The organism is Desulfallas sp. Bu1-1 (assembly GCF_015594625.1).
Lineage (GTDB): Bacteria > Bacillota > Desulfotomaculia > Desulfotomaculales > Desulfallaceae > JADNRQ01.
Genome location: NZ_JADNRQ010000006.1, coordinates 79,435 through 101,274, shown reverse-complemented (window position 1 = coordinate 101,274; position 21,840 = coordinate 79,435). Strand labels below are relative to the sequence as shown.

22 protein-coding genes are annotated in these 21,840 nt (G+C 49.8%); 4 read left to right on the top strand and 18 right to left on the bottom strand.

The window, feature by feature from the left end:
* Positions 1-21: 21 nt before the first annotated feature.
* Together IT084_RS08110 and IT084_RS08105 are read left to right on the top strand one after the other, a co-directional pair.
* Positions 22-1,236, top strand: a complete 1,215-nt coding sequence (locus tag IT084_RS08110) for a sodium ion-translocating decarboxylase subunit beta (RefSeq protein WP_195712349.1) — start codon at positions 22-24, stop codon at positions 1,234-1,236.
* The gene (locus IT084_RS08105) at positions 1,236-1,418 is read left to right on the top strand and encodes a hypothetical protein (RefSeq protein WP_195712348.1); all 183 of its coding nucleotides are present in this window, start codon (positions 1,236-1,238) and stop codon (positions 1,416-1,418) included. Before IT084_RS08110 ends, IT084_RS08105 begins: the two co-directional genes overlap by 1 nt.
* Before the next feature lie 48 nt (positions 1,419-1,466).
* Here the strand turns inward: IT084_RS08105 and IT084_RS08100 are convergent, their stop codons facing one another.
* The 16 genes from IT084_RS08100 to IT084_RS08025 form a co-directional block, all read right to left on the bottom strand.
* Positions 1,467-1,667, bottom strand: a complete 201-nt coding sequence (locus tag IT084_RS08100; protein WP_195712347.1) for a heavy-metal-associated domain-containing protein — start codon at positions 1,665-1,667, stop codon at positions 1,467-1,469.
* 32 nt (positions 1,668-1,699) lie between these two features.
* Positions 1,700-4,117, bottom strand: coding sequence for a heavy metal translocating P-type ATPase (locus IT084_RS08095; protein WP_195712346.1), 2,418 nt, complete (start codon positions 4,115-4,117; stop codon positions 1,700-1,702).
* 33 nt (positions 4,118-4,150) lie between these two features.
* Positions 4,151-4,483, bottom strand: coding sequence for a metal-sensitive transcriptional regulator (locus tag IT084_RS08090; protein ID WP_195712345.1), 333 nt, complete (start codon positions 4,481-4,483; stop codon positions 4,151-4,153).
* A gap of 136 nt (positions 4,484-4,619) precedes the next feature.
* Complete coding sequence (locus IT084_RS08085; protein ID WP_195712344.1) at positions 4,620-5,429, bottom strand: MBL fold metallo-hydrolase; 810 nt, start codon at positions 5,427-5,429, stop codon at positions 4,620-4,622.
* A 54-nt stretch (positions 5,430-5,483) separates the two neighbouring features.
* Entirely contained in the window at positions 5,484-6,602 is a 1,119-nt protein-coding gene (locus IT084_RS18825) for a VWA domain-containing protein (protein ID WP_195712343.1), read from the bottom strand.
* Positions 6,603-6,635: 33 nt separating this feature from the next.
* On the bottom strand, positions 6,636-7,532 hold the full coding sequence (locus IT084_RS08075) for a MoxR family ATPase (RefSeq protein WP_207744483.1): 897 nt from the start codon (positions 7,530-7,532) through the stop codon (positions 6,636-6,638).
* Positions 7,525-8,082, bottom strand: a complete 558-nt coding sequence (locus IT084_RS08070; RefSeq protein ID WP_195712342.1) for a PadR family transcriptional regulator — start codon at positions 8,080-8,082, stop codon at positions 7,525-7,527. Before IT084_RS08070 ends, IT084_RS08075 begins: the two co-directional genes overlap by 8 nt.
* Before the next feature lie 303 nt (positions 8,083-8,385).
* Complete coding sequence (locus tag IT084_RS08065) at positions 8,386-10,221, bottom strand: ASKHA domain-containing protein (RefSeq protein ID WP_195712341.1); 1,836 nt, start codon at positions 10,219-10,221, stop codon at positions 8,386-8,388.
* 241 nt (positions 10,222-10,462) lie between these two features.
* On the bottom strand, positions 10,463-11,161 hold the full coding sequence (locus tag IT084_RS08060) for a GntR family transcriptional regulator (RefSeq protein ID WP_195712340.1): 699 nt from the start codon (positions 11,159-11,161) through the stop codon (positions 10,463-10,465).
* The gene (locus tag IT084_RS08055) at positions 11,154-11,834 is read right to left on the bottom strand and encodes a B12-binding domain-containing protein (protein ID WP_195712339.1); all 681 of its coding nucleotides are present in this window, start codon (positions 11,832-11,834) and stop codon (positions 11,154-11,156) included. The genes IT084_RS08060 and IT084_RS08055 overlap by 8 nt, the downstream gene beginning before the upstream one ends.
* A 92-nt stretch (positions 11,835-11,926) precedes the next feature.
* Positions 11,927-12,607, bottom strand: a complete 681-nt coding sequence (locus tag IT084_RS08050) for a DUF1638 domain-containing protein (protein WP_195712338.1) — start codon at positions 12,605-12,607, stop codon at positions 11,927-11,929.
* A gap of 83 nt (positions 12,608-12,690) precedes the next feature.
* On the bottom strand, positions 12,691-13,926 hold the full coding sequence (locus IT084_RS08045; protein ID WP_195712337.1) for a nitrate/nitrite transporter: 1,236 nt from the start codon (positions 13,924-13,926) through the stop codon (positions 12,691-12,693).
* Between the two features lie 107 nt (positions 13,927-14,033).
* On the bottom strand, positions 14,034-14,177 hold the full coding sequence (locus tag IT084_RS08040) for a hypothetical protein (protein ID WP_195712336.1): 144 nt from the start codon (positions 14,175-14,177) through the stop codon (positions 14,034-14,036).
* An 11-nt stretch (positions 14,178-14,188) separates the two neighbouring features.
* Positions 14,189-15,343 carry a uroporphyrinogen decarboxylase family protein gene (locus IT084_RS08035; RefSeq protein ID WP_195712335.1) on the bottom strand — a complete coding sequence of 385 codons (1,155 nt, stop codon included), beginning with the start codon at positions 15,341-15,343 and terminating at the stop codon, positions 14,189-14,191.
* A gap of 1 nt (position 15,344) precedes the next feature.
* The gene (locus IT084_RS08030) at positions 15,345-15,983 is read right to left on the bottom strand and encodes a B12-binding domain-containing protein (RefSeq protein WP_195712334.1); all 639 of its coding nucleotides are present in this window, start codon (positions 15,981-15,983) and stop codon (positions 15,345-15,347) included.
* 321 nt (positions 15,984-16,304) lie between these two features.
* A complete protein-coding gene (locus IT084_RS08025; RefSeq protein ID WP_195712439.1) occupies positions 16,305-17,120 on the bottom strand; it encodes a methyltetrahydrofolate cobalamin methyltransferase in 816 nt (271 codons plus the stop codon).
* Between the two features lie 251 nt (positions 17,121-17,371).
* Between IT084_RS08025 and IT084_RS08020 the strand changes: the two genes are divergently transcribed.
* Complete coding sequence (locus tag IT084_RS08020; protein WP_195712333.1) at positions 17,372-17,818, top strand: MarR family winged helix-turn-helix transcriptional regulator; 447 nt, start codon at positions 17,372-17,374, stop codon at positions 17,816-17,818.
* A gap of 13 nt (positions 17,819-17,831) precedes the next feature.
* Complete coding sequence (locus IT084_RS08015; RefSeq protein WP_195712332.1) at positions 17,832-19,196, top strand: MATE family efflux transporter; 1,365 nt, start codon at positions 17,832-17,834, stop codon at positions 19,194-19,196.
* A gap of 61 nt (positions 19,197-19,257) precedes the next feature.
* Here the strand turns inward: IT084_RS08015 and IT084_RS08010 are convergent, their stop codons facing one another.
* Positions 19,258-20,475, bottom strand: a complete 1,218-nt coding sequence (locus tag IT084_RS08010) for a TolC family protein (RefSeq protein WP_195712331.1) — start codon at positions 20,473-20,475, stop codon at positions 19,258-19,260.
* A gap of 176 nt (positions 20,476-20,651) precedes the next feature.
* On the bottom strand, positions 20,652-21,839 hold the full coding sequence (locus IT084_RS08005) for an ABC transporter permease (RefSeq protein WP_195712330.1): 1,188 nt from the start codon (positions 21,837-21,839) through the stop codon (positions 20,652-20,654).
* Position 21,840 lies beyond the last annotated feature (1 nt).

The following is a 21,840-nucleotide window of genomic DNA, read 5'->3' as shown; positions in this document are numbered from 1 at the left end:
AAAACAAACGAGGTGTAAAACATGCCTGACATCAACTTTTTAAACCTGTTCCAGGGGATCGCCACGTTGTTTGCTACAGACACTTTGATCACCGTCGCCAGGATAGGGCTGATAGTCCTGGGAATAGCCCTGGTTTACCTGGGGGCCAGAAATATCCTTGAACCGCTGTTAATGATTCCCATGGGCTTCGGCATGGCTTCGGTCAACGCCGCCGTCCTGTTTTTATCAGGCGGAAAACTGGGCACCATTTTCATTGACCCGCTGGTGGCCGATCCATCTCAATTGATGAACATTTTACAGGTCGACTTTCTTCAACCCATTTACACCCTTACCTTCAGCAATGGTCTCATTGCCTGCTTCATCTTCCTGGGCATCGGCGTAATGACCGAGATCGGGTACGTGCTGGCCAGCCCGTTCAGCAGCATGGTGATCGCCATCTGCGCGGAACTGGGTACGGTAGCCACCTTCCCCATCGCGGTGGCAATGGGGCTGAACTACAGCGAAGCCGCATCCATAGCCATGGTGGGGGGTGCTGACGGGCCAATGGTTCTGTATACATCCCTGATGCTGGCCAAGGACCTGTTCGTGCCCATAACAATAGTGGCGTACCTGTATTTAAGCCTTACTTACGGAGGTTACCCGTACCTGATAAAACTGTTGATCCCGAAGCGCCTGCGCGGCATCCAGATGGATTTGAGCAAAATCCCCACCGTCACACCCGGTGAGAAAATAGCTTTCTCCATCATAACTTGCACGGTATTGAGCCTGTTGTTTCCGGTGGCCGCCCCGCTGTTCATGTCCTTTTTCCTCGGGGTTACCATCAGGGAGGCCAACTTGAAGCATTACATCTCATTTATTGAAGGGCCGCTGCTCTACGGATCAACGTTCTTTCTAGGGGTCCTTCTGGGGGTATTGTGCGAGGCGAACACCATCATGAACCCCAAAATCCTTGTCCTTCTGGTGCTGGGTATATTATCACTGTTTCTTTCCGGGCTGGGCGGCATCGCCGGGGGATACCTGATGTACTGGATCAATAAGGGCAAATTCAACCCCGTCATCGGCATCGCCGGGGTATCCTGCATACCCACTACGGCCAAGGTGGCCCAGAAAGCGGTAACCGAAGCCAACTCCCAATCCCTCATTTTGCCCTACGCCATCGGGGCCAACATCAGCGGAGTCATCACGTCCGCCATCCTGACCGGAATATACGTTACCTTAATTCCGGTGCTAAAATGATGAGCAATAAAAGAAAGATTTACTGGATCACGGGAACAATTACTGCCTTCACCGGCGTGCTTATGGTGAGGATTTTAGCATTGCAAACGGCGGGACGGCTCAAATTACCCGTCATGTTTGGTGGCTACATGCTGGCTATCGCAGGGCTGTTCATTATCACCCTCGGCACGCGGAGAAAATAACCAAGTGCCAGGCACCTGGATAATTACTCCAGGTGCCTGGCACTTGGTTTAATTTACCACCTTGTAGCCGGCTTCTTCAATGGCTTTGACCAGCTGACCGCGGCCGGCACTGCCGTTCACCACGACCTCCTTTTTGGCCAGGTCCACCACGGCGCTTTCCACGCCGGCCACTTCCTTGAGAGCTTTTTCCACCGCCATTTTGCAGTGATTGCAACTCATCCCTTCAACCTTGAGCACTGTTTGTCCCATTTTTTATACCTCCTTTGGTTATAGCTTTTCCTTCAACGCTCCGGGTTATAGCGTTTCAGCAGCAGGGAATTGGTCACCACGGACACCGAGCTGAAAGCCATCGCCGCCCCGCCCATAACGGGCGTGAACACGCCGGAGACGGCCAGTGGAATGCCGATCAGGTTGTAAATAAAGGCCCAGAACAGGTTTTGCTTGATCTTGCGCAGCGTCCGGCGCGACAACCGGATGGCCTGGGCAATGGTGCGCAAGTCCCCGCGGATCAGGGTGATGGAGGCGCTTTCCATGGCCACGTCGGTCCCCGTGCCAATGGCCATCCCTACGTCCGCGGTGGCCAGAGCCGGCGCGTCGTTAATGCCGTCGCCCACCATGGCCACCACTTTCCCGGCATCCTTTAATTTCTGGATTTCCCTGGCCTTATTTTCCGGCAGCACTCCCGCGACGACGCGGCTGATCCCCACCTGCCGGGCGATGGCCCGGGCCGTCCGTTCCTGGTCGCCGGTCAACATGTAAACCTCGAGGCCCATCCGTTCCAGTTCGGCAATCGCCTCCCGGGCATGTTCCTTGACGGTGTCGGCCACCGCGACCAGGCCGGCCAAACGCCCGTCCGCAATGGCGATCATCACGGTTTTCCCTTCCTCCTCCCAGCGGGCCGTAAAGGGCAGCACCGGAGTCAAATCAACACCCAGCGCTTCGGCCAGGGCTTCGTTCCCGGCATGCCAGGCGACGCCTCCGGCTCGGAAACGAATACCTTTGCCGGGCAGAGCCTCAAATTCACCCACATCTTCCTCCAGCGCAATTCCCAGTTCCGCAGCTTTATTTACCACGGCCCGGCCAAGGGGATGTTCCGATTTTCTCTCTCCCGAAGCAATAACCCCGATCAGCCCTTTTTCCTCAAAAGGAGGAACCGCCAGAATATCCGTTACGGAGGGCTCCCCCCGGGTGATGGTTCCGGTTTTATCCAGGACCACGGTGTCAATTCTGCCCGCCCGCTCCAGGTGTTCCCCGCCCTTGATCAGGATGCCCTTTTCGGCGCCGACCCCAGTACCCACCATGATGGCCGTGGGAGTGGCCAATCCCAGCGCGCAGGGACAGGCGATGACCAAAACGGTGATCATGTGCACCAGCGCGGCGGTCAACCCCGCGCCATGCAGGTACCAGCCAGCGAAAGTAAGCAAGGCGATGATCACCACCACGGGCACAAAGATGCCCGATACCTTGTCCGCCAGGCGCTGTACCGGGGCCTTGGAGCCCTGGGCGGCTTCCACCAGGCGGATGATCCTCGCCAGCGCCGTGTCGTCGCCCACTCTGGTCGCCCGGAAAGTGAAGCTCCCCTGCTTGTTCACGGATGCCCCGACCACCTCATCGCCCGGACCCTTATCCACCGGGATGCTCTCCCCGGTGAGCATGGATTCATCCACGCTGGAGTTTCCCTCGACAATAATCCCGTCCACCGGAATGCGCTCCCCCGGGCGGACCAGGACCAGATCTCCCACTTCCACTTCTTCCACGGGGATATCTTCCTCCGTCCCGTTGCGCAACACCCGGGCGGTTTTAGCCTGAAGCCCCATCAATTTCTTGATCGCTTCCGACGTTTTGCCCTTGGCCACGGCCTCCAGCAGCTTGCCCAGCAAAATTAAAGTGATTACTATGGCCGACGATTCAAAGTATAACGTTTGCCAACCTTTTAGTACGGAAACAAGGCTGTAAAAATACGCCACCGAAGTGCCCAGCGCCACCAGCACGTCCATGTTGGCCCCGCCCGTTTTCAGGGCATGGTATGATCCCCGGTAAAATTGCCAGCCGGCAATGAACTGGACCGGTGTCGCCAGGACCAGCTGCAACCAGGGGCTGAGCATAAACTGGTGCCACCCGGTCACTTCGGCCAGCATCATCCATAACAGGGGTAGAGACAGTGCAGCCGCTAGAACGAACCTGGCCGCCTGCAGCCGGATTTCCCTTTGCCGGGCCTGTCCCTCCTCGTCCCGGGAAACCCCGGCGGCCGGGCGCGCCCCGTAACCCAGCGCCTCCACCGCTTTACGCAACTCCGTGACCGTAACCATGCCCGGGATGAACCTGACACTGGCTTTGCCGGTGGCCAGGTTGACCGACGCCGATTGCACCCCGGCCATGGAATTAAGTTTCTTCTCCACCCGGCTCGAGCAGGCCGCACAGCTCATCCCGGAAATAAGCAGTTCCAGGTTTTCTTCCGGCACTTCGTAACCAATATTGCGAATTTTAGCGATAATTTCAGCCGGAGCCAGTTGCCCCGGGTCGTAGCTAACGGTTCCTTTTTCCAGGGCCAGGTTGACGGCAGCATCCAAAACCCCCGGTATTTTATTCAGTTCCCTCTCCACCCTGGCCGAACAGGCCGCGCAACTCATCCCGGAAATGGGAACCGTCAACGTTGCCCTGTTCAATTCCACCGCTTTAGCTTCAATTGATTGTCCCATGCCAAAACCTCCCGGGTTACTAGCTTTAGCTTGCTAGCGCATCATCCTGAAAATTGTTTTCAGCACCTCGTCAATCACCTGGTCGTCGCCCTCCTGCAGCTGCTCCTTGACACAGGATTTCATGTGTTTTTCCAACAACAGTTTGGCCACCCCGTGCAGGGCGGAATTGGCCGAGGCGATCTGGTTTAAAATATCGTCGCAATACACATGCCTTTCAATCATGCCCTTGATTCCGCGGAGCTGTCCCTCGATCCGGTTGATCCGGTTGACCAGCTCGCGGATCGTTTTTTCGTCATGATGGCTCAGGCGCTCCTTGGAGCCCGCAGATTCACAGGCCGGGCAAGAGATTTGTTTTTCGTTGTCCAAATGGCGTCACCGTCCTTTAAGGTTATAGTATACCCCCCTACCCTATTTGTCAACAAAAATTATAATCCCGGACCGCGCCGGGAAAGGTTTTTAAGAGTCTTGCACACTTATGGCAGAAAGGCGGGCGCAATCCCTCTTAAATATTTGCAGCAAGAGCGGATTTAATCAAGTTCTCGCTGCTGAATTGATTGTTGGTGCGCTGGTAAATTGGCCCTTCACCACCAAAAAGCATATCTCTTATAGTACTAATGGGATACCCTTTTTGGTATAGCTCTTTGACTTCCCGTGATAAATTTTTGAGATAGTTGATACACTCAGCAAGGGCACTTCGGCCATTCTCAACAATTCTTCCAATTGAAGTAAACAAAACCAGATCGCTTTTGGTAGTATTTAAAATTCTCTCCATGGAATTCACTATTTGGGTTATATCCTCTTCCGGCCGGATAACTTTGGGGTTTTCCGATACAAATAAATCACCGGTAAAACACCAGCCTTTATTTGTTTCAAGTAATACAATATGCCCATCACAGTGGCCGGGAGTCTCTATTACATCAAACGAAAAGTTCAAAGTATTTATTTTATCTCCAACAGGTATACCATTTTCATAGTTTTTAGGATACCCCCACACCATTTCCTGATATGGATAGAGTTCAGGCTTTTGCTTCATCAGGCAAACTGTTTTGGGATGAGCAAAAATATTGATGTTAAAAGTATTGCCAATTAAATAATTGGCGCCGACATGATCTTCGTGGTAATGGGTATTCACTACAAACTCAACATCATATTTTTGTAATAGATCACACAGTTCCTTCGATGTATAGTCGCATCCCGTATCAACAAGCATCCCGTCAATAAAATAAGCGGCAACCCAGTAAAGTGGTTTTCCTCCTATGTCGCGGCTCATCTTTATTTGTGTTACTTCCTGGTATTTATGTATTTCTATCACATTTATCCCCCTTTTCTCCAAGGCACTTGGCCATTTGATTCCCTTACTGGCGTATTATAAATGTTTGTAAAGTTGTTGCGCGAATTTTTTCAACTGGTTTATGTTTCGGCATTCAAAAACACCGTCGCAATAACGCATGTAAATATCCATGTAACTGTCACCAGTGCCCCAATATGATCTATCTTCTGGATTGAGCCAGTAAATACGTGCAGCGGTGGTTCTTATTTTTGCCAGCAAGTCAGCCCCGGAATAAAAAATGTTATTCCTGGCATCCCCGATAATAAGTACTGTGGTTCGGCCGGTTAATTCATTATGGTGATATTTGTGAAATCCTTTGAGTGCGTTGCCATAGTCCGTTAAACCGCGCCGGGTAATTTTGGAATTTGAACAAATATTATCAATCGACCTTCTTATGTCAACGGGGTCAATACGGTGGGTTAACTCTTCCAGGGAATCCACGAAGCCGAAAACCCGGACGGTACTATAACAAACAGCAAAGGTAAACACAAATTCAAGCACAAAAGGCAAATAGACCGACATGGAATTGGAAAAATCACAAATAATGAATAATCTGGGCTTATTTAAGCGTTTTTCATACCAGGCCAGTTCCAGGGGAACACCACCGGTACCCAGACTTTTGCGCCAAAGTTTACGAAAATACAGTTTCGAGCCATTATTTTTTCTGCCGGTTCCCTTTTTTACCGCGAGTTTTCTTGCCATCATCTTGATCAACGCCAGCATCCGCCTTTTTTGACCGGGGCTTGCTGCAATAAAAGGAAGATTCAAAAGGCCTTCTTCCCCCGGCAAATAACCGTAATCATTGTCTATTTTAGTTTTTCTTTGTTTTTCCACCCCTTTTCCCGTTGTCTTTTGTGTCAAACCCACACCTTTTCCCGCATCCGTACCCTTACCGGCAATTAAGCCCGGCCGGGCGGCACCGGCTGTGGATTGTTTTTCTTTCGGGTTTATAAAAACGGTTTCGAACGCTTCATCAAATACGCGGCTCAAATCTCTGTCTTTAACCATTGCGGCCTTAATCACAGCTTTAACCACAGAGACATCCTGAGAGCGAACGAGAACCAATCCCTTCAGGGAATCTATAATCTCCGGTGTGGATACCAAAATACCCCGTTCCCTAAGAATATTTGCCAATAACAGCAGGCTGTCAATCACTAAAACCACCTTCAATAATAATCTGAAAACGATCTACCCGGTTGAAATGATACCACATTTAATACTTTCAGCCAGGTACCGGGAGTCTCTGTAATGTTTAACAAGAATATTGCGGGCAAGATCCAGCGCGCGGCTGTCAATCCGGTTGGAGCCGGCAAGCAGCAGGGCTGCAGCCCAGTCCAGGGTCTCAGTGATACTGGGTGGCTTGTGCAAATCAAGTTCCCTTACGGACTTCACGAAGGCCGCAATACGGCCAGCCAGTTCTTTATCTAAATTCGGAAGCTTATTAAGAATTATTTCCTTCTCTCTTTCTTGCGAAGGATATTCCATGTACAAATACAAGCAACGCCTTTTTAATGCCTCGGATAACTCCCGGGATCGATTGGACGTTAAAAAAACAACCGGCGGGTGCTTTGCCCTGATGGTGCCGATCTCAGGCACAGTTATTTGCCAGTCTCCCAGCAATTCCAATAGCATCGCCTCGAACTCCTGATCCACTTTGTCTATCTCGTCAATCAGTAGAACCACGGGGGTGGGTGAAGTTATGGCCTGCAGTAGGGGCCGGGCAATCAAAAAAGGCTCACTGAAAATGTTATCCTCAATGGACTCCCATTCCTTTTCCCGCACTGCCTGAATATGTAAAAGCTGCTTTTTATAGTTCCACTCATATATAGCTTTAGCCTCATCGAGGCCTTCATAACACTGCAACCTGATTAGCCCAAGGCCCCGCATCTGACTGTATGCCCTGGCCAAATCAGTCTTCCCAACTCCCGCCGGCCCCTCAATCAGGAGAGGCTTGTGCATCCTTTCCGCTATAAACAGGATGGCAGCCACGTTATCATCGCATATATACTGACGCCTGGCCAGACCATTCTTGATACCGGCAATACCAAGATCCAGCTCGCCGTTTTCTCCCCGGTTTTCAGTCATAATGCTTTTCCCCCCCGTAAAATTGAAGCATTTCTTTTAACCACTTGACCTTTACTTTTTGGACCTCAATTCCGTAGTCCAGGATCCTGATCCTGTGCGTCTGAACGGCCTTTTGTACCATGCTGTTTCTGGCTTTTTGAAGGTTTTCCAGTTTACTTTCCATAAGCTCCAGTTGCTTGGAAAGTTTGTCCCTAGCCTCCCGGGGTTCCAAATAGTTAAAAAAGTTGCACTTGTTTAAGAACGTGTACTTGTTAAAAAAATCGAAGCGCACAGATTCATTTTCCCCTTCACCGGACATAAGCCACCGCAGAAACTCCGCCCGCCCTTTTTCCGTAATATTTAATAATTTCTTGCTGGGAGCCTTGTCCTGGTGTACGGTATACCTGGTTATCAGCCCCTCTTTCTCCATCTTGTTCAGCAAGGTATACAGCTGTCCGTCATTTACTTCCGGAGCCAGTCCAAAAAAATCTTTATAAATATTTCTTAACATCTTGTAACCATAAGACGGGTGGTCAAGCAGGCATCCCAATATTAAGTGTTTTAAAGACATGCGTTCTTTATTACCCCCTGTCTTACTGTACGAACTATCAAGCCACTAGCAAGCCATATCCACCAACAATTGTTTTCGCAGGGTAGACGTTTAGCAAAGCACATGGATCATGTATATTAATTATAATATACCTTACTTGTAAGGTAAAGAGAGATTCAAAAGGGCGCTCAAGATAATATTGAGCGCCCAAAGAAAGAAAGGTTCTAAATGCCGTCTCTGAATTAAGCTCCTATGCAACCCTCCAATTAACACGAAACCCCGCTGAAATTGAGTTTTTCAGGAGAAACTAGTTAACAGAATTGCTTAAAAATATGTGCATTCTGCAAAAATACTATTGAATTTGGGATAACTGCCCAATTCAACAAATTCAACAAAGCCGGCAATATCAGCCGCCCTGCTGTATTCACTTGAAGAAAGCAAAGCCAACTTGGCCCCCGTACCCGCAGCATTGCCGACCATTTTGATTTTACCTTCCAACTCCGGTGGAATCAGCCCGATCATACACGCACTGTGCGGGTTGAGATAATTCCCAAAGGCCCCGGCTAATAAAACTTCTTTAATATCGCCGGCCTGAATACCATAGACTTCCATTAAAACCCTGACACCCGCCGCCATTGCACCCTTGGCCAACTGAAGCCCCCGAATATCACTCTGTGTAATCATAACCGGCCGGCCGTGTCCCGTTTCACTTGCGCCAGCGAGTAGGAATGCGGATTCTCCTTCGTACTCCGTAAGATGATCCTTAAACCTTAGCGCCGACGTATTTGCTATTTGTTCCAGGGGTAATATTTTTCCCCTTTTATTGATAATACCCAGCTCCAGCAATCCCGCCACCGTATCAAGCAAACCGGAACCGCAAATGCCCAGGGGGCTGCCCCCGCCAATTACGGAATATTCAAGTTTATCCCCGAAATAAACATGGTCAATGGCCCCGGCGGCGCCTCTCATGCCACTGCTTATCTGGGCTCCCTCAAACGCAGGCCCGGCCGCGGCGGAACAGGCCACTATCCGGTCCTTTGTGCCCAAAGCGATTTCCCCGTTGGTGCCGATATCGATCACCAGCTTGACATCTTCGCTCCGGTCCATTTCCGTGGCCAGCAGCACCGCCACCGTATCGGCTCCGACAAATCCCGCAATATTGGGCAATATGAATATTTTGCCCGCCCGGTTGATGTCGATGGCAAGCTCACCGGCATCCACCACCAGAGGTTCACTGATCGCCGGAACGTAGGGCGCCACCGCAACGTTTTCGGGACTGATGCCGAGAAACAGGTGATGCATGCAGGTATTGGCCACGACGGAAATCCCGTAAACCTGTTCCCTGCTTGCACCGGCTTTTTCCACCGCTTCCTCGACCAAATTGTTGATTGCCCCAATCACGGCGTTGTGCAACCTGTACAGGCCGTCCTTTTCCCGCCCGGCGAAAGTAATCCGGGAAATCACATCGGCTCCAAACCCGGTCTGCGGGTTTAACGTGGAAACAACGCCCAACTCCCGGCCCGAGTACAGATCCAGCAAGTATCCCACGATGGTGGTTGTTCCGATATCAAAGGCCATGCCCAGCATGGTCGCCGTGCTGTCCCCTCCGTCAAACCCCGCAATTTTATCACCGTGCATCACCGCGGTCAGGCGGTACCCCGCTTTCCGCATGGTTGACGGCAGCCGGCGCAACAACGCCAGCGGCAACGCCGGGCCAGTGCCGTCAGAACCGTGCCCGGCAAGGGTGTCCCTGAACCGGCGCCAGTCCGACCGCAGGTCGTCCAGCGACGGTTTTTCCAACTCAACGTATACTTTTCTCAAATGCGGCTCGATTTGATACGCCCTTTCCCCCGAAGCGATTAAAATATTGTGCCTTAGCCGTTCCGGCAGTTGCACGGTCATATGGCCGTGAATTTTGGCGGCGCAGGCCAGCCGAATGCCGTTCTCCAATTCCTTTTCCGCAAGGATTTCCCGCTCCACGGCGGCGGGTTCGCCCCCGCCCGCCAGTATTTTCACCCGGCACTTTCCACATTTTCCCCTGCCGCCACAGGGAAAATCGGCGTCAATGCCGGCTCTGTGCATGGCTTCCATAATAGTGCTTCCTTCCGGTATTTCTGTTTCCAAGCCTCCGGGTTGAAAAACCACTTCAAAACTTTTCAAGGTAAATCCCCCTAACACTACAAAGTAATTTGAGCCAGGTGAGCCAGGGGGAGCTAGAGGGGGAGCCAGGGGGAGGGAGCCAGGGGGACGGTTCAAACGGTTCCCCTGGCGCAGCGAAGGGTCGAAGGGAAGACGATGCCGCGATGGAACCGTCCCCGTGGCGCTCCCCCGTGGCGCTCCAGGCCATCGCGCCCCCGGAAAAAACTAAACTGCACCGGCGATTGATGCAGTTTTTCACAATTTATTGACTGGTTCCCTGTAACTTGATGTAATCACCCCGGTAGTAAGTTATCCCCAACCCCATCGGCTTGTTTTCGGCATTGTAGATTTTTTGCTCGACAACTAACAGGGCAAGTTCGTTGTAAATGTTCAAGTACCTTTTGATGTCCTCCCCCGGGGTTGCGGCATAAATGATGATTTCTTTTTTTAACGCGAAAGGAGGAACTCCCGGGGACAGCATTTCCGGGAAAGTGGCATGCTCGATTTCCTTTTCCACGATGGGCATGCCTTTCTGGTACAGGAGGTACTTGATGTCATAAGCAACCGGTTCTCCGTCCGTGTAGAACAGCCGGCGAATCAAGATCACGTTTTTGTTTTTGGTGATTTGCAAATCGGCGGCCAGTTTATCCCCCGGCATAATAATGTTGACTTCCAGCAACTTGGCCTTATCCACGCTGTTAATGGAATTTTTCAATTCGCTATAATAAATGGTGTACTTGTTCAGCTCGGGCTTGCGCACAAAATTACCTTTACCGGGGATGGAATAAATATAACCTTCACTGGCCAAAACGGCCAGTCCTTTGCGCACGGTCATCCGGCTGGCGCCATATTCGTCACATAGCGCTTTTTCGGAGGGTACGGTGTCACCCGGTTTCAGCTCGGCACTGTTTATTTTTTTCTTGATGTCTTCAACTATTCTGAGATAAACCGGACTAACCATGATGAATTGCTCCCTGTCCGCCCGCGCAGCTCATCCATTCTTTGCAAATTTTTACCCCGACTGAAGCGTCGCTGGCAAAGCCGTCGGCGCCAATATACCTGCAAGCCTCGGCCGTCAGGTGGTTGCCCCCCGCAATGATCCTGACCTTGTCCCTGACCCCGGCTTGCACAAACGCGTCCACCACTTCTTTCATGGTATCCACGGTAGTGGTCAAAACCCCGCTGAGCCCCAAAATATGTGGGGCATATTCTTCATATTTTTTTAAAAACATTTCTTTGGGGACATCCACGCCCAGGTCCATGACGTCAAACCCGTTGGCCTCCAGCATCCCCCTGAAAATATCCTTGCCGATGTCATGAATATCCCCTTTGACAGTGCCGAGCAAAACCTTGCCGATCTTGTTGATTTGACCGACCTGGAACTGGGCGATCATTTTATCCAGCCCCAGCACTTGTTTGAAAATAAGGCCGGCCATGATTAAATCGGCGATGTAATAATCCTTGCTCTCGTAAAGTTTACCCACCCGGTTCATTCCCTCGTTTACGAGGTCCAGCAAATACAGCGGGTCCATGCCTGCATTCAACAGTTCATCGGCCAGTTTAAGGACATTTTCTTCGTCAAGTTGCTCGACATATTTAATTAATTCCTTTTCTTTTTCTCCCCAATCCTTCATTTTGCCCTCCGGGAAATAACAGCCTGGGCATCCGGTGCCACCCTCACGCCGGGAATCCACCGGATCGCCCGCCACTATGGGGTTGTCACGGTTTATATCGCCTGGTGGGCCGGCGCCGCGCCCGCCATCCCGAAATGAGATGAATTTACCGTTCCACCCCGGGGAATAACGCTAAAATCTTCATCATAGGGACCTGTCAGCAGCTTTTGCAGCAACCAAACACTTCCTTTGGACACCACCACCTCCAGTCCGGTGTTGCCGGCCAATTCCTCCGCTTTGCTCAAGCAATCCGCCAGTGGATAAGCTCCCGTGTCTATGACCATCAAGTAATTGTAGTTTTTTAACATGAACTTGAAGAGTTTTCGAGCCCTGGCCTCGCCATAACGCTCGCACGCGTGCTCGTATTCGGCAGCTATGCTTTTGGAACCCTGCAGCCAGCCCCTGGTCAGAAAATAAGTGCGCTTCAAACGTTCAAATTTCTCACCGGGCCGGCTCAACACCATGGAAATGCAATCTTCCGTCCTGGGGATGATCAAACCGGCCGTTGACGCCTTCAACCCCACCAGGCCGTTGCCGCAGCAACCATAGGCCAGTAAAACGTCTTGAAAATCCGTTAACTTGTCTATTTCCTCCTGCAGTTTGGCCCGCAACAAATTGGGGTCCATATGGTAATCCGACGCCATCCGGATAACCGGGTAGGAACACCCGGTTGCACGCATGGCCAGGTTCAGCTCGTCAGATATGGTTTGACAGGCGATAATCACTTTGCTCATATATTTCTCCTCAAATAAGCCTGCGTTGGGGCTTCGTGTTAATTTCCCGTATATACGACACTAGATCAATTTTCATCTTAAATTCAGACCATCTTTTTGTCAACTTGCACCAACCCGGGCCGGGCTTTGGCACCCAGTTCGGGCAATAATAATACCACGGCGCTCACCAGCAACAGGCACATGCTGCCCAGGGTGAAACAGACGTTATAGTTCTGGCCGGCCAGCGGCGCGATGATAAAAGAAGGAATACACACCGCACCGGTAACCTGGAGGGTGCCGATGATTCCCCCGGCGCTGCCGGCATAAACCGGACCGATCTCGGGCAGCAGCATGGGAAATGCCATCAACAGCGGCATGCACATTCCCGTCATGATGCCCATGACGACAAGCAGCACCGGCATAACCGCATCTTGCGGCGTAAACCAGGCCCAGTACCCGGCTATCGCTCCCAGCGCCGTCATGGTGGCCAAAAATGGTTTCATTTTCCCGAGGCGGTTGGGGATTGCCGGTCCCAGCAAACTACCGGCAATGGTGCCGAAAGTCACCAGGGAGGTCATAAAACCCGCCGTTACAGGGTCCATCCCGCGCGAGCTGTGCAGCGCATTCGGCAAAAACCCGGAAAATACCATTGATGAACCCATGGCCAGCATCAGGGCCGAACCCACCAGCCACACATTTTTACTCCTGGCGGCCACACCGATGTACCGGGTCACGGGCTCAACCGGCTGGTCAGGCGCTCCAGCGGGCTTGGCTTGGACAAACACCACCCATAGCACCCACACCGCCAGCATCATCAACCCGGCAGTAACAAAGGCACTTTCAACGGAAGGAAACAGGCCCGGCGTGGCCAGGGCCAAACTCATGCCCACGCCGGTGGCTGAAAAATAGATCCCCATGGCGGTGCCCATTTGCTTCCCGGGAAACCAGGCCCCCAGCAGCTTTGCCGCGTTGGCGTTCAAAACACCCGGGCAAACTCCCGCCAGGAACATCAGCGCAAACAGCTCGGTGAAATTTCCCGCAGCAAACCGGAACAATGCGCCCGCCACCGAAAAGGCGAACCCAACGGCCACAATCTTTTTGACGCCCCACCGGTCGGCCAGGGCGCCCGCCGCCACGCTGAAGAACAAACCGGCCAGCATGGGCGCGGTCAAAACCAGGCTATACTGCGATGGGGTCAAATTGAAACCCGGGATGATTTGGTAAGCAAACGCCGCCACTTGAAACTGCGCAACAAGCGCTGAACAAATTGTCAGCCACATAATACCCAAAATCACCCAGCGATATGGCGAGGATAACGGTCGCGTGCCAGTACTGTTCATAGTTGTACTCAACCCTTTAATCATTTTGGATCTGGAACAAAGTAAAAACAATACAGAGAGGCGAAGCTCTCTCTGTATTGACCGGAACAAACCACCCGCGGCAATGGTTACATCAACAGAAACATGATGAAGGAAAACATCATGTCCTCGTACCCCTGCATTTTGGGTTTCATTACTTGGGCTTGTTTTTCGTCAATTTCAGGGTGTTCCGCCAGGTACTGTTCCCAGGTTTTATAATATTTCGTATTCATGTTAACCCTCCTTAATAGCCGGCGTTTGCGGCCACGTAATCCAGCACCGCCCGCGCGTTTTCCACGTTCAAGCTGTCCAGCGTAATGGGCACCTTGTCAAAGTCAAAGATATACCTGCCACCCGGTGCCAGGATGTCGATGATCTCCTTGGCCTTGTCGATGCACTGCTGCCTGGTTCCGGTTTTCAACAACGCCACGGGATAAAAACCCGAGATAATGTGTTTATCGCCGAGTTTTTCCTTCACCAGCTTGGGATCGCCGTACTCAAACCGCATGATGGTGCCGGCCGGCAACTCATACAGGTGATCAAGGTAACGCATCCAATCGTGCTCGACAAACAAATACGAGGGATGTCCCGCTTCGGCCAGCGCGTCAACCAGTTTCTTGAACGAAGGCCAGTAAAACCTCTCAAAGTCTTTGGTGCGCATAAACGGCGCCATGTGCAGCGGGATAAACGTGGCATTGTATTTCGAGGCAAATGGCTGGAGGCCGGCTTTGATCATCAAGGGAGTGGCCGCGTCCACCGCCGCTTCAACTTTGTCCGGCACCCTTCTGATATCGGTGGAAATACCTTTGAAGCCCCTCAGCTGGTCGGCGACAAAATCAAAGGGCGCCTCGGTAAAGCCGGCGAACAAGTTGATGTCCGCATAGCCGTACTTTTGATTCAGCCTGCCGTAAATCATCACGGCGTTGCCCATTTCATCGTGGAAAGCTTTAAACGCTTTGGCCAGGGCCAGCGCCCTGGTGGCGGCGTCGGTATCAAGCTCGGTGTATAAACGCGGCAGTATTTTCTCGATGATACAGTTATAAGGGGAGGCAATGAAATCATCGTATTCTTCCTGCAACAACCCTTCAACTTCGGGGTGCTGCAAAAAACCATTGGAGCTCATCACAAAATTCCTCGCCCCCAGGAGCTTGTAAAAGGAAGGGAACCGGAAAGCGTTCACGGGAAGCAAGTCCGAATAGAAATCCCGGCATATTTGATCAAATATTTCTTCAAGCTGGCCGGTGTCCCATTGGGCTTCCGCCAGGTTTTTACCGGCATACTGAATGGCAAACTCGATGGAAAAACTCACACAAACAGGCACCCTTTTGGGGATATTGCCGTCAATCACATCGCGAAACAATTGGGTTCTTTCCCGGGCCAAATCCATTCCTCCGGTCATGTTATTTCACCCACCCTTGACATATTTTAACGCCTTCGGCGGCGTTGGTTGTGAAAGCGTCCGCGCCGATAACCCTGCATGCTTCCTCGGTAACCGGGTTCCCGCCAATGATCACTTTGACTCCGTCGCGCAACCCGGCCGTTTTTAGCTCGTCCACCGTCTTTTTCATGGAATCCAGGGCCAGGGTGAGCACTCCGCTCATGCCCACGATTTCCGGCTTGATTTCTTTCACTTTTTCCACGAAAGTGGCGGCGGGAACATCGATGCCCAGGTCGATAACTTCAAAACCGGCCGCTTCCGCCATGTTTTTGAAAATATTTTTCCCGATATCATGCAAGTCCCCTTCGACGGTGCCAAGCACGATTTTACCAACCGTCACCGTGCTTTCACCACCCAGAACCGGTTTTAAAATGTCGATGGCGGAAGAAAGCAGTTCACCGGCAAAAATCAAGTCCCCGACAAAATACTCCTTCTGGTCGAACAATTCTCCCACAATGGCCATACCCTGCTGGCAGGCATTTACCACCGCCACGGTTTCTTCGTTACCGGGATTGGTGGCGACAAATTCCTTCAACATGGCCAACACCTGTTGTTCATTCAGGTCCCCCACTGCCTTGGTCAGCGCTTGCAAATCCAACATTAGCATGTCCTCCTTTAGCACTTATTGTTGTTAGAAAATGCGTGCGTTTGCGTTTGCTCGTTCCTGCTGAATCCCCCCCTTTAAGCCATTGTTGCACATGTTCACCGGCAAATACCAAGAGGCTTGTATGGTTATACCTCAATAATGACAATACCAGACCAAATGATATATACTCGTATATACAGGTTATGGTGAAAAATAAATCCTCTGGCTACAAGGTTCAACTTATTAACTAGTTTCCCCTGAAAAAGTCCGAGTTGGGACTTTGTGGTTAATTTTTTCAGGAGTAACTAACTAATTGTTAAGTTGATAAAAAGGTCTTTATTTTTTGGTAATTCTTTCAGGCCCAATTTTATTTTTCCGGTAGGCGTTGGAGAAATTCCTGCAGTACCTGTCGCGGCCGAGCAATGCTTCGGTGGCCAGGAGCGTTGTCAGCATGTCCCTGTTGCACGGGTCCATAATGGCCGAATCCATGCCCGCATAAATCGCGATTGCTAAAAAGTGTTGATTGATGATTTTTCTCAAGGGCATACCAAAGGAGATATTACTCAAACCGGAGGTTACTTTGATGGTGGGATAAAGTTTTTTCACCGCTGCCAGCGTATCGACAAATTTGATCAAAGACTGGTTGTCCGCCGATAACGCCATGACCAGAGGGTCAATGTGGATTCTGTCGGGTGTGATATCGTATTTTTGGGCTTTTTCCACCAGCATTCTGGTGATATCAACTCTCTGCTCAACACCGGAAGGAATGCCTTTGTTATCGCAGGTTAAGGCAATAACCTGCCATGCAGTGCCCTGCATCAAGGGGTAAATCACTTCGCATTTATCGCCTTCTTCAGATACCGAGTTAATAATGCCTGGTTGTTCGGCATATTTTAAAACCTGTTCAATTACCCTTGGATTGGGACTGTCAATGCACAAAGGTGTATCAACGGCATCCTGAACAATATCCATCAGCCACTTTAATGTCTCGGCTTCGATTTCAGGCGCAGTGCCGGCGCACACGTCAATATAGTCGGCACCCGCTTCCGCCTGCTTGACGGCCAGGTCGCGAATATACTGTTCGTCCCTGTTTGCGATAGCTTCTTTTACGCTTGGAATCGTTCCATTGATTTTTTCTCCAATAATGATCAATTTCAACACTTCCCCCTTTTGGATACCCCAAATCCGTCTCTACACGTATATACATGTATATTTAAATACTACCATGTTTGATTAATATGTCAATACTTAACTGTCTGATTAAATTAACATTCAAAACATTAGGTACATAAAAAGCATCCACAAAACGCAGATAAAAAATTATTGACGCCATAATTGTTACCATGATAAAATTAGTTCGTTTTCTAACAGTATGTACTATGATGGCATGCGGGGTGATCCGGATGAATTTTCGGGAAGCCAAGGAATTACATGATTTATTATATGCATTTATGGGTATGTTTCACGAAAAGTTTATCCTGCGTTTTCGCCGGGATTATCACGGCCTGCCCTGGATGAAAAAGAATCATGCCAAGATTATCAACATTTTGTACCAGCATGACCACCTGACCCCGACCGAAATCGGCAAAATGCTCGACATCGAAAAAGGCAGTCTAACCACTTTAATCGACCAGCTGGAAGAAAAGGGCATGGCTATACGCCTTGAGGACCCCAGCGACAGGCGCAAAATCTTGATTTCCCTCAGCCCCGCCGGAAGGACCGAAATGGACAAGATCATGGATTTTTACACCCACAAGCTGAACGATTTTTTCCAGGACGTCGATCCTGGAGAAATAAAGCGTTTCATTGCCAGCTTGCGTTATGTGGTTTCTTTCCTCAAAAAAATGTAAAGGTGTTGTGATTATGGACAGAAGTATCGAGATGCGTAATGGAAAGATCGGCAGCTTGCTTTGGAAGTTTTCCCTGCCGGCCATAACGGGAATGCTGGTCAACGCGCTGTACAATATTATCGACAGGATCTTTGTGGGGCGCGGCGTCGGTCCCCTGGCCATAGCGGCAACAACGGTGGCTTTTCCAATCATGCTTATTATGATGGGTGTTTCAATTCTGATCGGTGTTGGCGCTACGGCATTAATCTCCATACGCTTGGGAGAACAAAAAAAAGAGGAAGCCGAAAGGGTAGCCGGCAATGGCATGATAATGTTAATCATATTGCCACTAATTCTAACGGCTGTTTATTTTCTATTCTCCGAGCCGATCTTAAAAATATTTGGGGCAAGTGAAGATGTTTTTCCCTACGCCCGGGATTTTACACAAATTATTATGGTGGGATCAGTACTTGGCTCCATTGGCATGGGTATGAACAACTTTATCAGGGCTGAAGGCAATCCCGGGTTTGCCATGTTTACACAAATCATCGGAGCGTTGATTAATGGAGTATTGAACTATATTTTTATTTTCAGACTGGGGCTGGGGATAAAAGGCTCCGCGCTGGCCACTGTCTGCGCTCAATTCATTTCGGCAACCTGGGTGCTCGGTTATTTCGGGTCGGGCCGGAGCCTGGTGAAAATCAGGCTGAAAAACCTGAAATTGCAATTACCCATCCTCACGGGCATCATGTCCATCGGCTTCGCGCCCTTTGCCATGCAAATCACCAACAGTGTGCAGCAATTGATTTTGAACAAAACACTGATGTCCTATGGCGGCGATTTGGCCCTATCCGCCGTGGGCATCATGATGAGTATCGGCGCGCTGGTATTCATGCCCATTTTGGGTATCAGCCAGGGGGCGCAGCCCATCATTGGTTTTAATTACGGAGCCCGGCAATACCACAGGGTCAAGGAAACCTTGAAAAAAGCGGTGGTGGCGGGTACCTGCATCGCACTGGCCTTTTATTTGGTCATTCATATTTGGCCCAATCAAATCGCAGGACTGTTCAGCAAAGACAATATTACCCTGACGCGACTGACTGCCCATGCCATGCTGGTTTTCTTTGCCATGCTGCCGGTCATCGCCTTTCAGATCATTTGCTCTCATTACTTCCAGGCGGTGGGCAAACCGGTTCAATCCACCATCCTCGCCCTGTCCAGGCAGGTATTGCTGTTCATCCCCCTGCTGTTGATTCTCCCCCGTATCTGGGGCATTGAAGGGGTCTGGAGGACGGCACCCATTGCTGACGCCCTGTCGGTGATCTTAACAGCCAGTTTAATTTATTTGGAAATGAAAAATCTTCCCGGGTCCCGGCCGCTGGAACAAACGGCCGGGTAAACCGGTAACATTAAACTACTAAAACCCATAAACTTGGTGCCACGTTATTTTATTTATGATTCTACAATATTCCCGCTTCCGCCAGCTGTAAAGACCGGTAAGCCAAATATAAACCATACCCGGCGGAGGTATTTTTATTTTTGGCGTTTAAATAATCCAGTTCGCTTTGCATCAGAGCCAGTTTGGATATCCGGCCCTGTTCAAATCTCTTTTGGTCCCAATCATATTTTTTTTGTGCATTTTTATAATCAATCAACGATAATTGATAATCTTCTTGCTTTGATTTGACTTCCGCTATTAAGTTGTTTATCGCCTCTTTCAATTTATACCTCTCATCTTCCAGCTCCAGTTCTTTTTCTTTGATTTCCAGTTCCAGCAATTCTTCCTGGTAGCCATCATCATCGATGGAATCCAGGTCGTCTTTTTTATTACTGATATCCCGTTTAATCACTGCTATTGCGTCATATTCCCGGGCGGCTTTGGAGAACAACGTGTCATATTCAGGTATTTCAATGTTCTCCTGAATCTCAAACGGAACCAACCTCAATTCCGCGCCATATTCTCTACCCATCATATCATTCAACTCACCTTTTAAATTTTTAATTAAGCTGTTCAACTCAATAATTTTTTTATTTAATTCCGTAACATCCCTGGATAGTTGATTCACATTAAGCCGGCTGCTTCTGCCCAGCTGCAGCTTTACTTTTTCTATGTTCAGCAAGTTGAGCTTTAATTCATACTCTTTACTTGAAGTTAGTAAGCTTTCCTCCTGAATCAATATTGTTGTATAAAGCTCTTCTACTGTATATTCCAATTGCTTTTGATAGTTTTCTTCCGCGGCGACTGAATCATCGTAATTATCTTCAGCATCTCTTTTTTGATCTGATAAAGATTCTATTGCATCGGATTGTTTGTTGATATCATCCCAAATAGCATCCATCTCTTCTTTAATTTCGTTCATTCTATTGATATCATCTTCACTTAAGTCCTCCTTTGCTTGAAGATCGGAGTACTCTTGACTTAAACTGTTATATTTATTCATGTTAACATCCTGGTCATAATTCGCTTCCCAATACTGGTCATTAATTTCATATAATTGGTATTTTGCTTTTCGCTTGCTGATTTCATATTTGGTCAAGCTTCTGCTGTTTTCTTCAGCCAGCTTCACTGCCTGTTCCAAAGTAATAACATCCTCTGCAACATCCTCCGCGGCATATACGTTGGAAAAGCCGCTCAATACAATAAGCACAGCCAACAGGAAGATAACTTTCCCTTTCATTTTGCACCCACTTTTCCCAAAAAACTTTTACATATCATTACCTAATACCAACCTGCGGCCCGGGGACGGGCGGACAGGGTTATCCGCCCCTACGTCACACCTTTTTCATCTTTTTGCTGGTGCCGCGCCAGCGACATAGATATCTATTCACCAGAAACAACTTTCGACTGAATTGGTCACTCATATCTCAACGCGTCTATCGGGTTTAATTCGGCGGCCTTCCAGGCTGGATAGAACCCGAAAAACACACCTGTAATTACAGAGAATACCAGCCCCAGCAGGATGCCGCTTATGGAAGGCAGAGCGGGAAGCTCAAAGTATTTCAACAGGGGAACGGCAGCAAAGCCTATAATCACACCCAATACACCGCCAACCAAACTAATAACAACGGCTTCGATCAAAAACTGGCCCAGTATTTCCCTTTTTTTAGCCCCAATTGCTTTCAAGGTGCCGATTTCCCTGGTCCTTTCTTTTACTGTCACGAACATAACGTTCATGATTCCTATCCCGCTGACAATCAACACCACAGCCGCCACCGCCAGCAACAGCAGAGACATGGTCCTGGCCGACTCCTGCGCCGCCACCAATCTGCTGCCCGCGTCCAGTATACGAAACTGTTCCGCTCCTCCCGCGCGGTGGGTTTCATTTAAAATGTTTGTAATATCTTCGATAGCTGACTGCACTGTCTCCAATCCCGTGGCCTGAACAATAATAGTTGGGTTCGCCCTGGTGCCCAATAAATACTTTTCTCCCACCGTGTAAGGAATAAACGCCGAGTCATCATAACTCATACCTGTACCGGAATCTCCCACTGGATTATAAACACCTACAACCTCAAACTTTCTGCTGTTGATACTAATACTCCGGCCCACTATCCCGGAAGGATTGCCGTCTGTAAGTGTATTTGCCAGTTCCGCACCAACTACCGCATACTTATTCTTCTTTTTTTCGTCATCTTCCACAAGGGCCCTGCCCTGCTGAACAGTCAGGTGATTGCTATCCTGAAACCCCGGCTGGATGGCTTGAAAACCGGCATTGGTAGAGAAGTTATCATAGGTTATACTTCCGTTGCCACGTAAAAGGGGAAAAGCCCGGGCCACATTTTCACTTTCCTGAAACAGCAGGGCATCTTTTTTGGTCAACGGATCCGCTACCTTGCCCCTTGCGGCGGGCATAACTATAATGGTTCCCACATTCAATTTGGCGTACTGCTCGTTAACCCGGGCTTCTCCTCCCGCGCCAATAGCTACCACCATAAAAATTGTGGCTGTACCGACGATTACCCCCAGCGTGGTCAAAAAAGTGCGCACCTTGTTTTGGGTAATATTGATAAAAACCAGTTTAAGCAGCTGTTTCAGCTTCAAA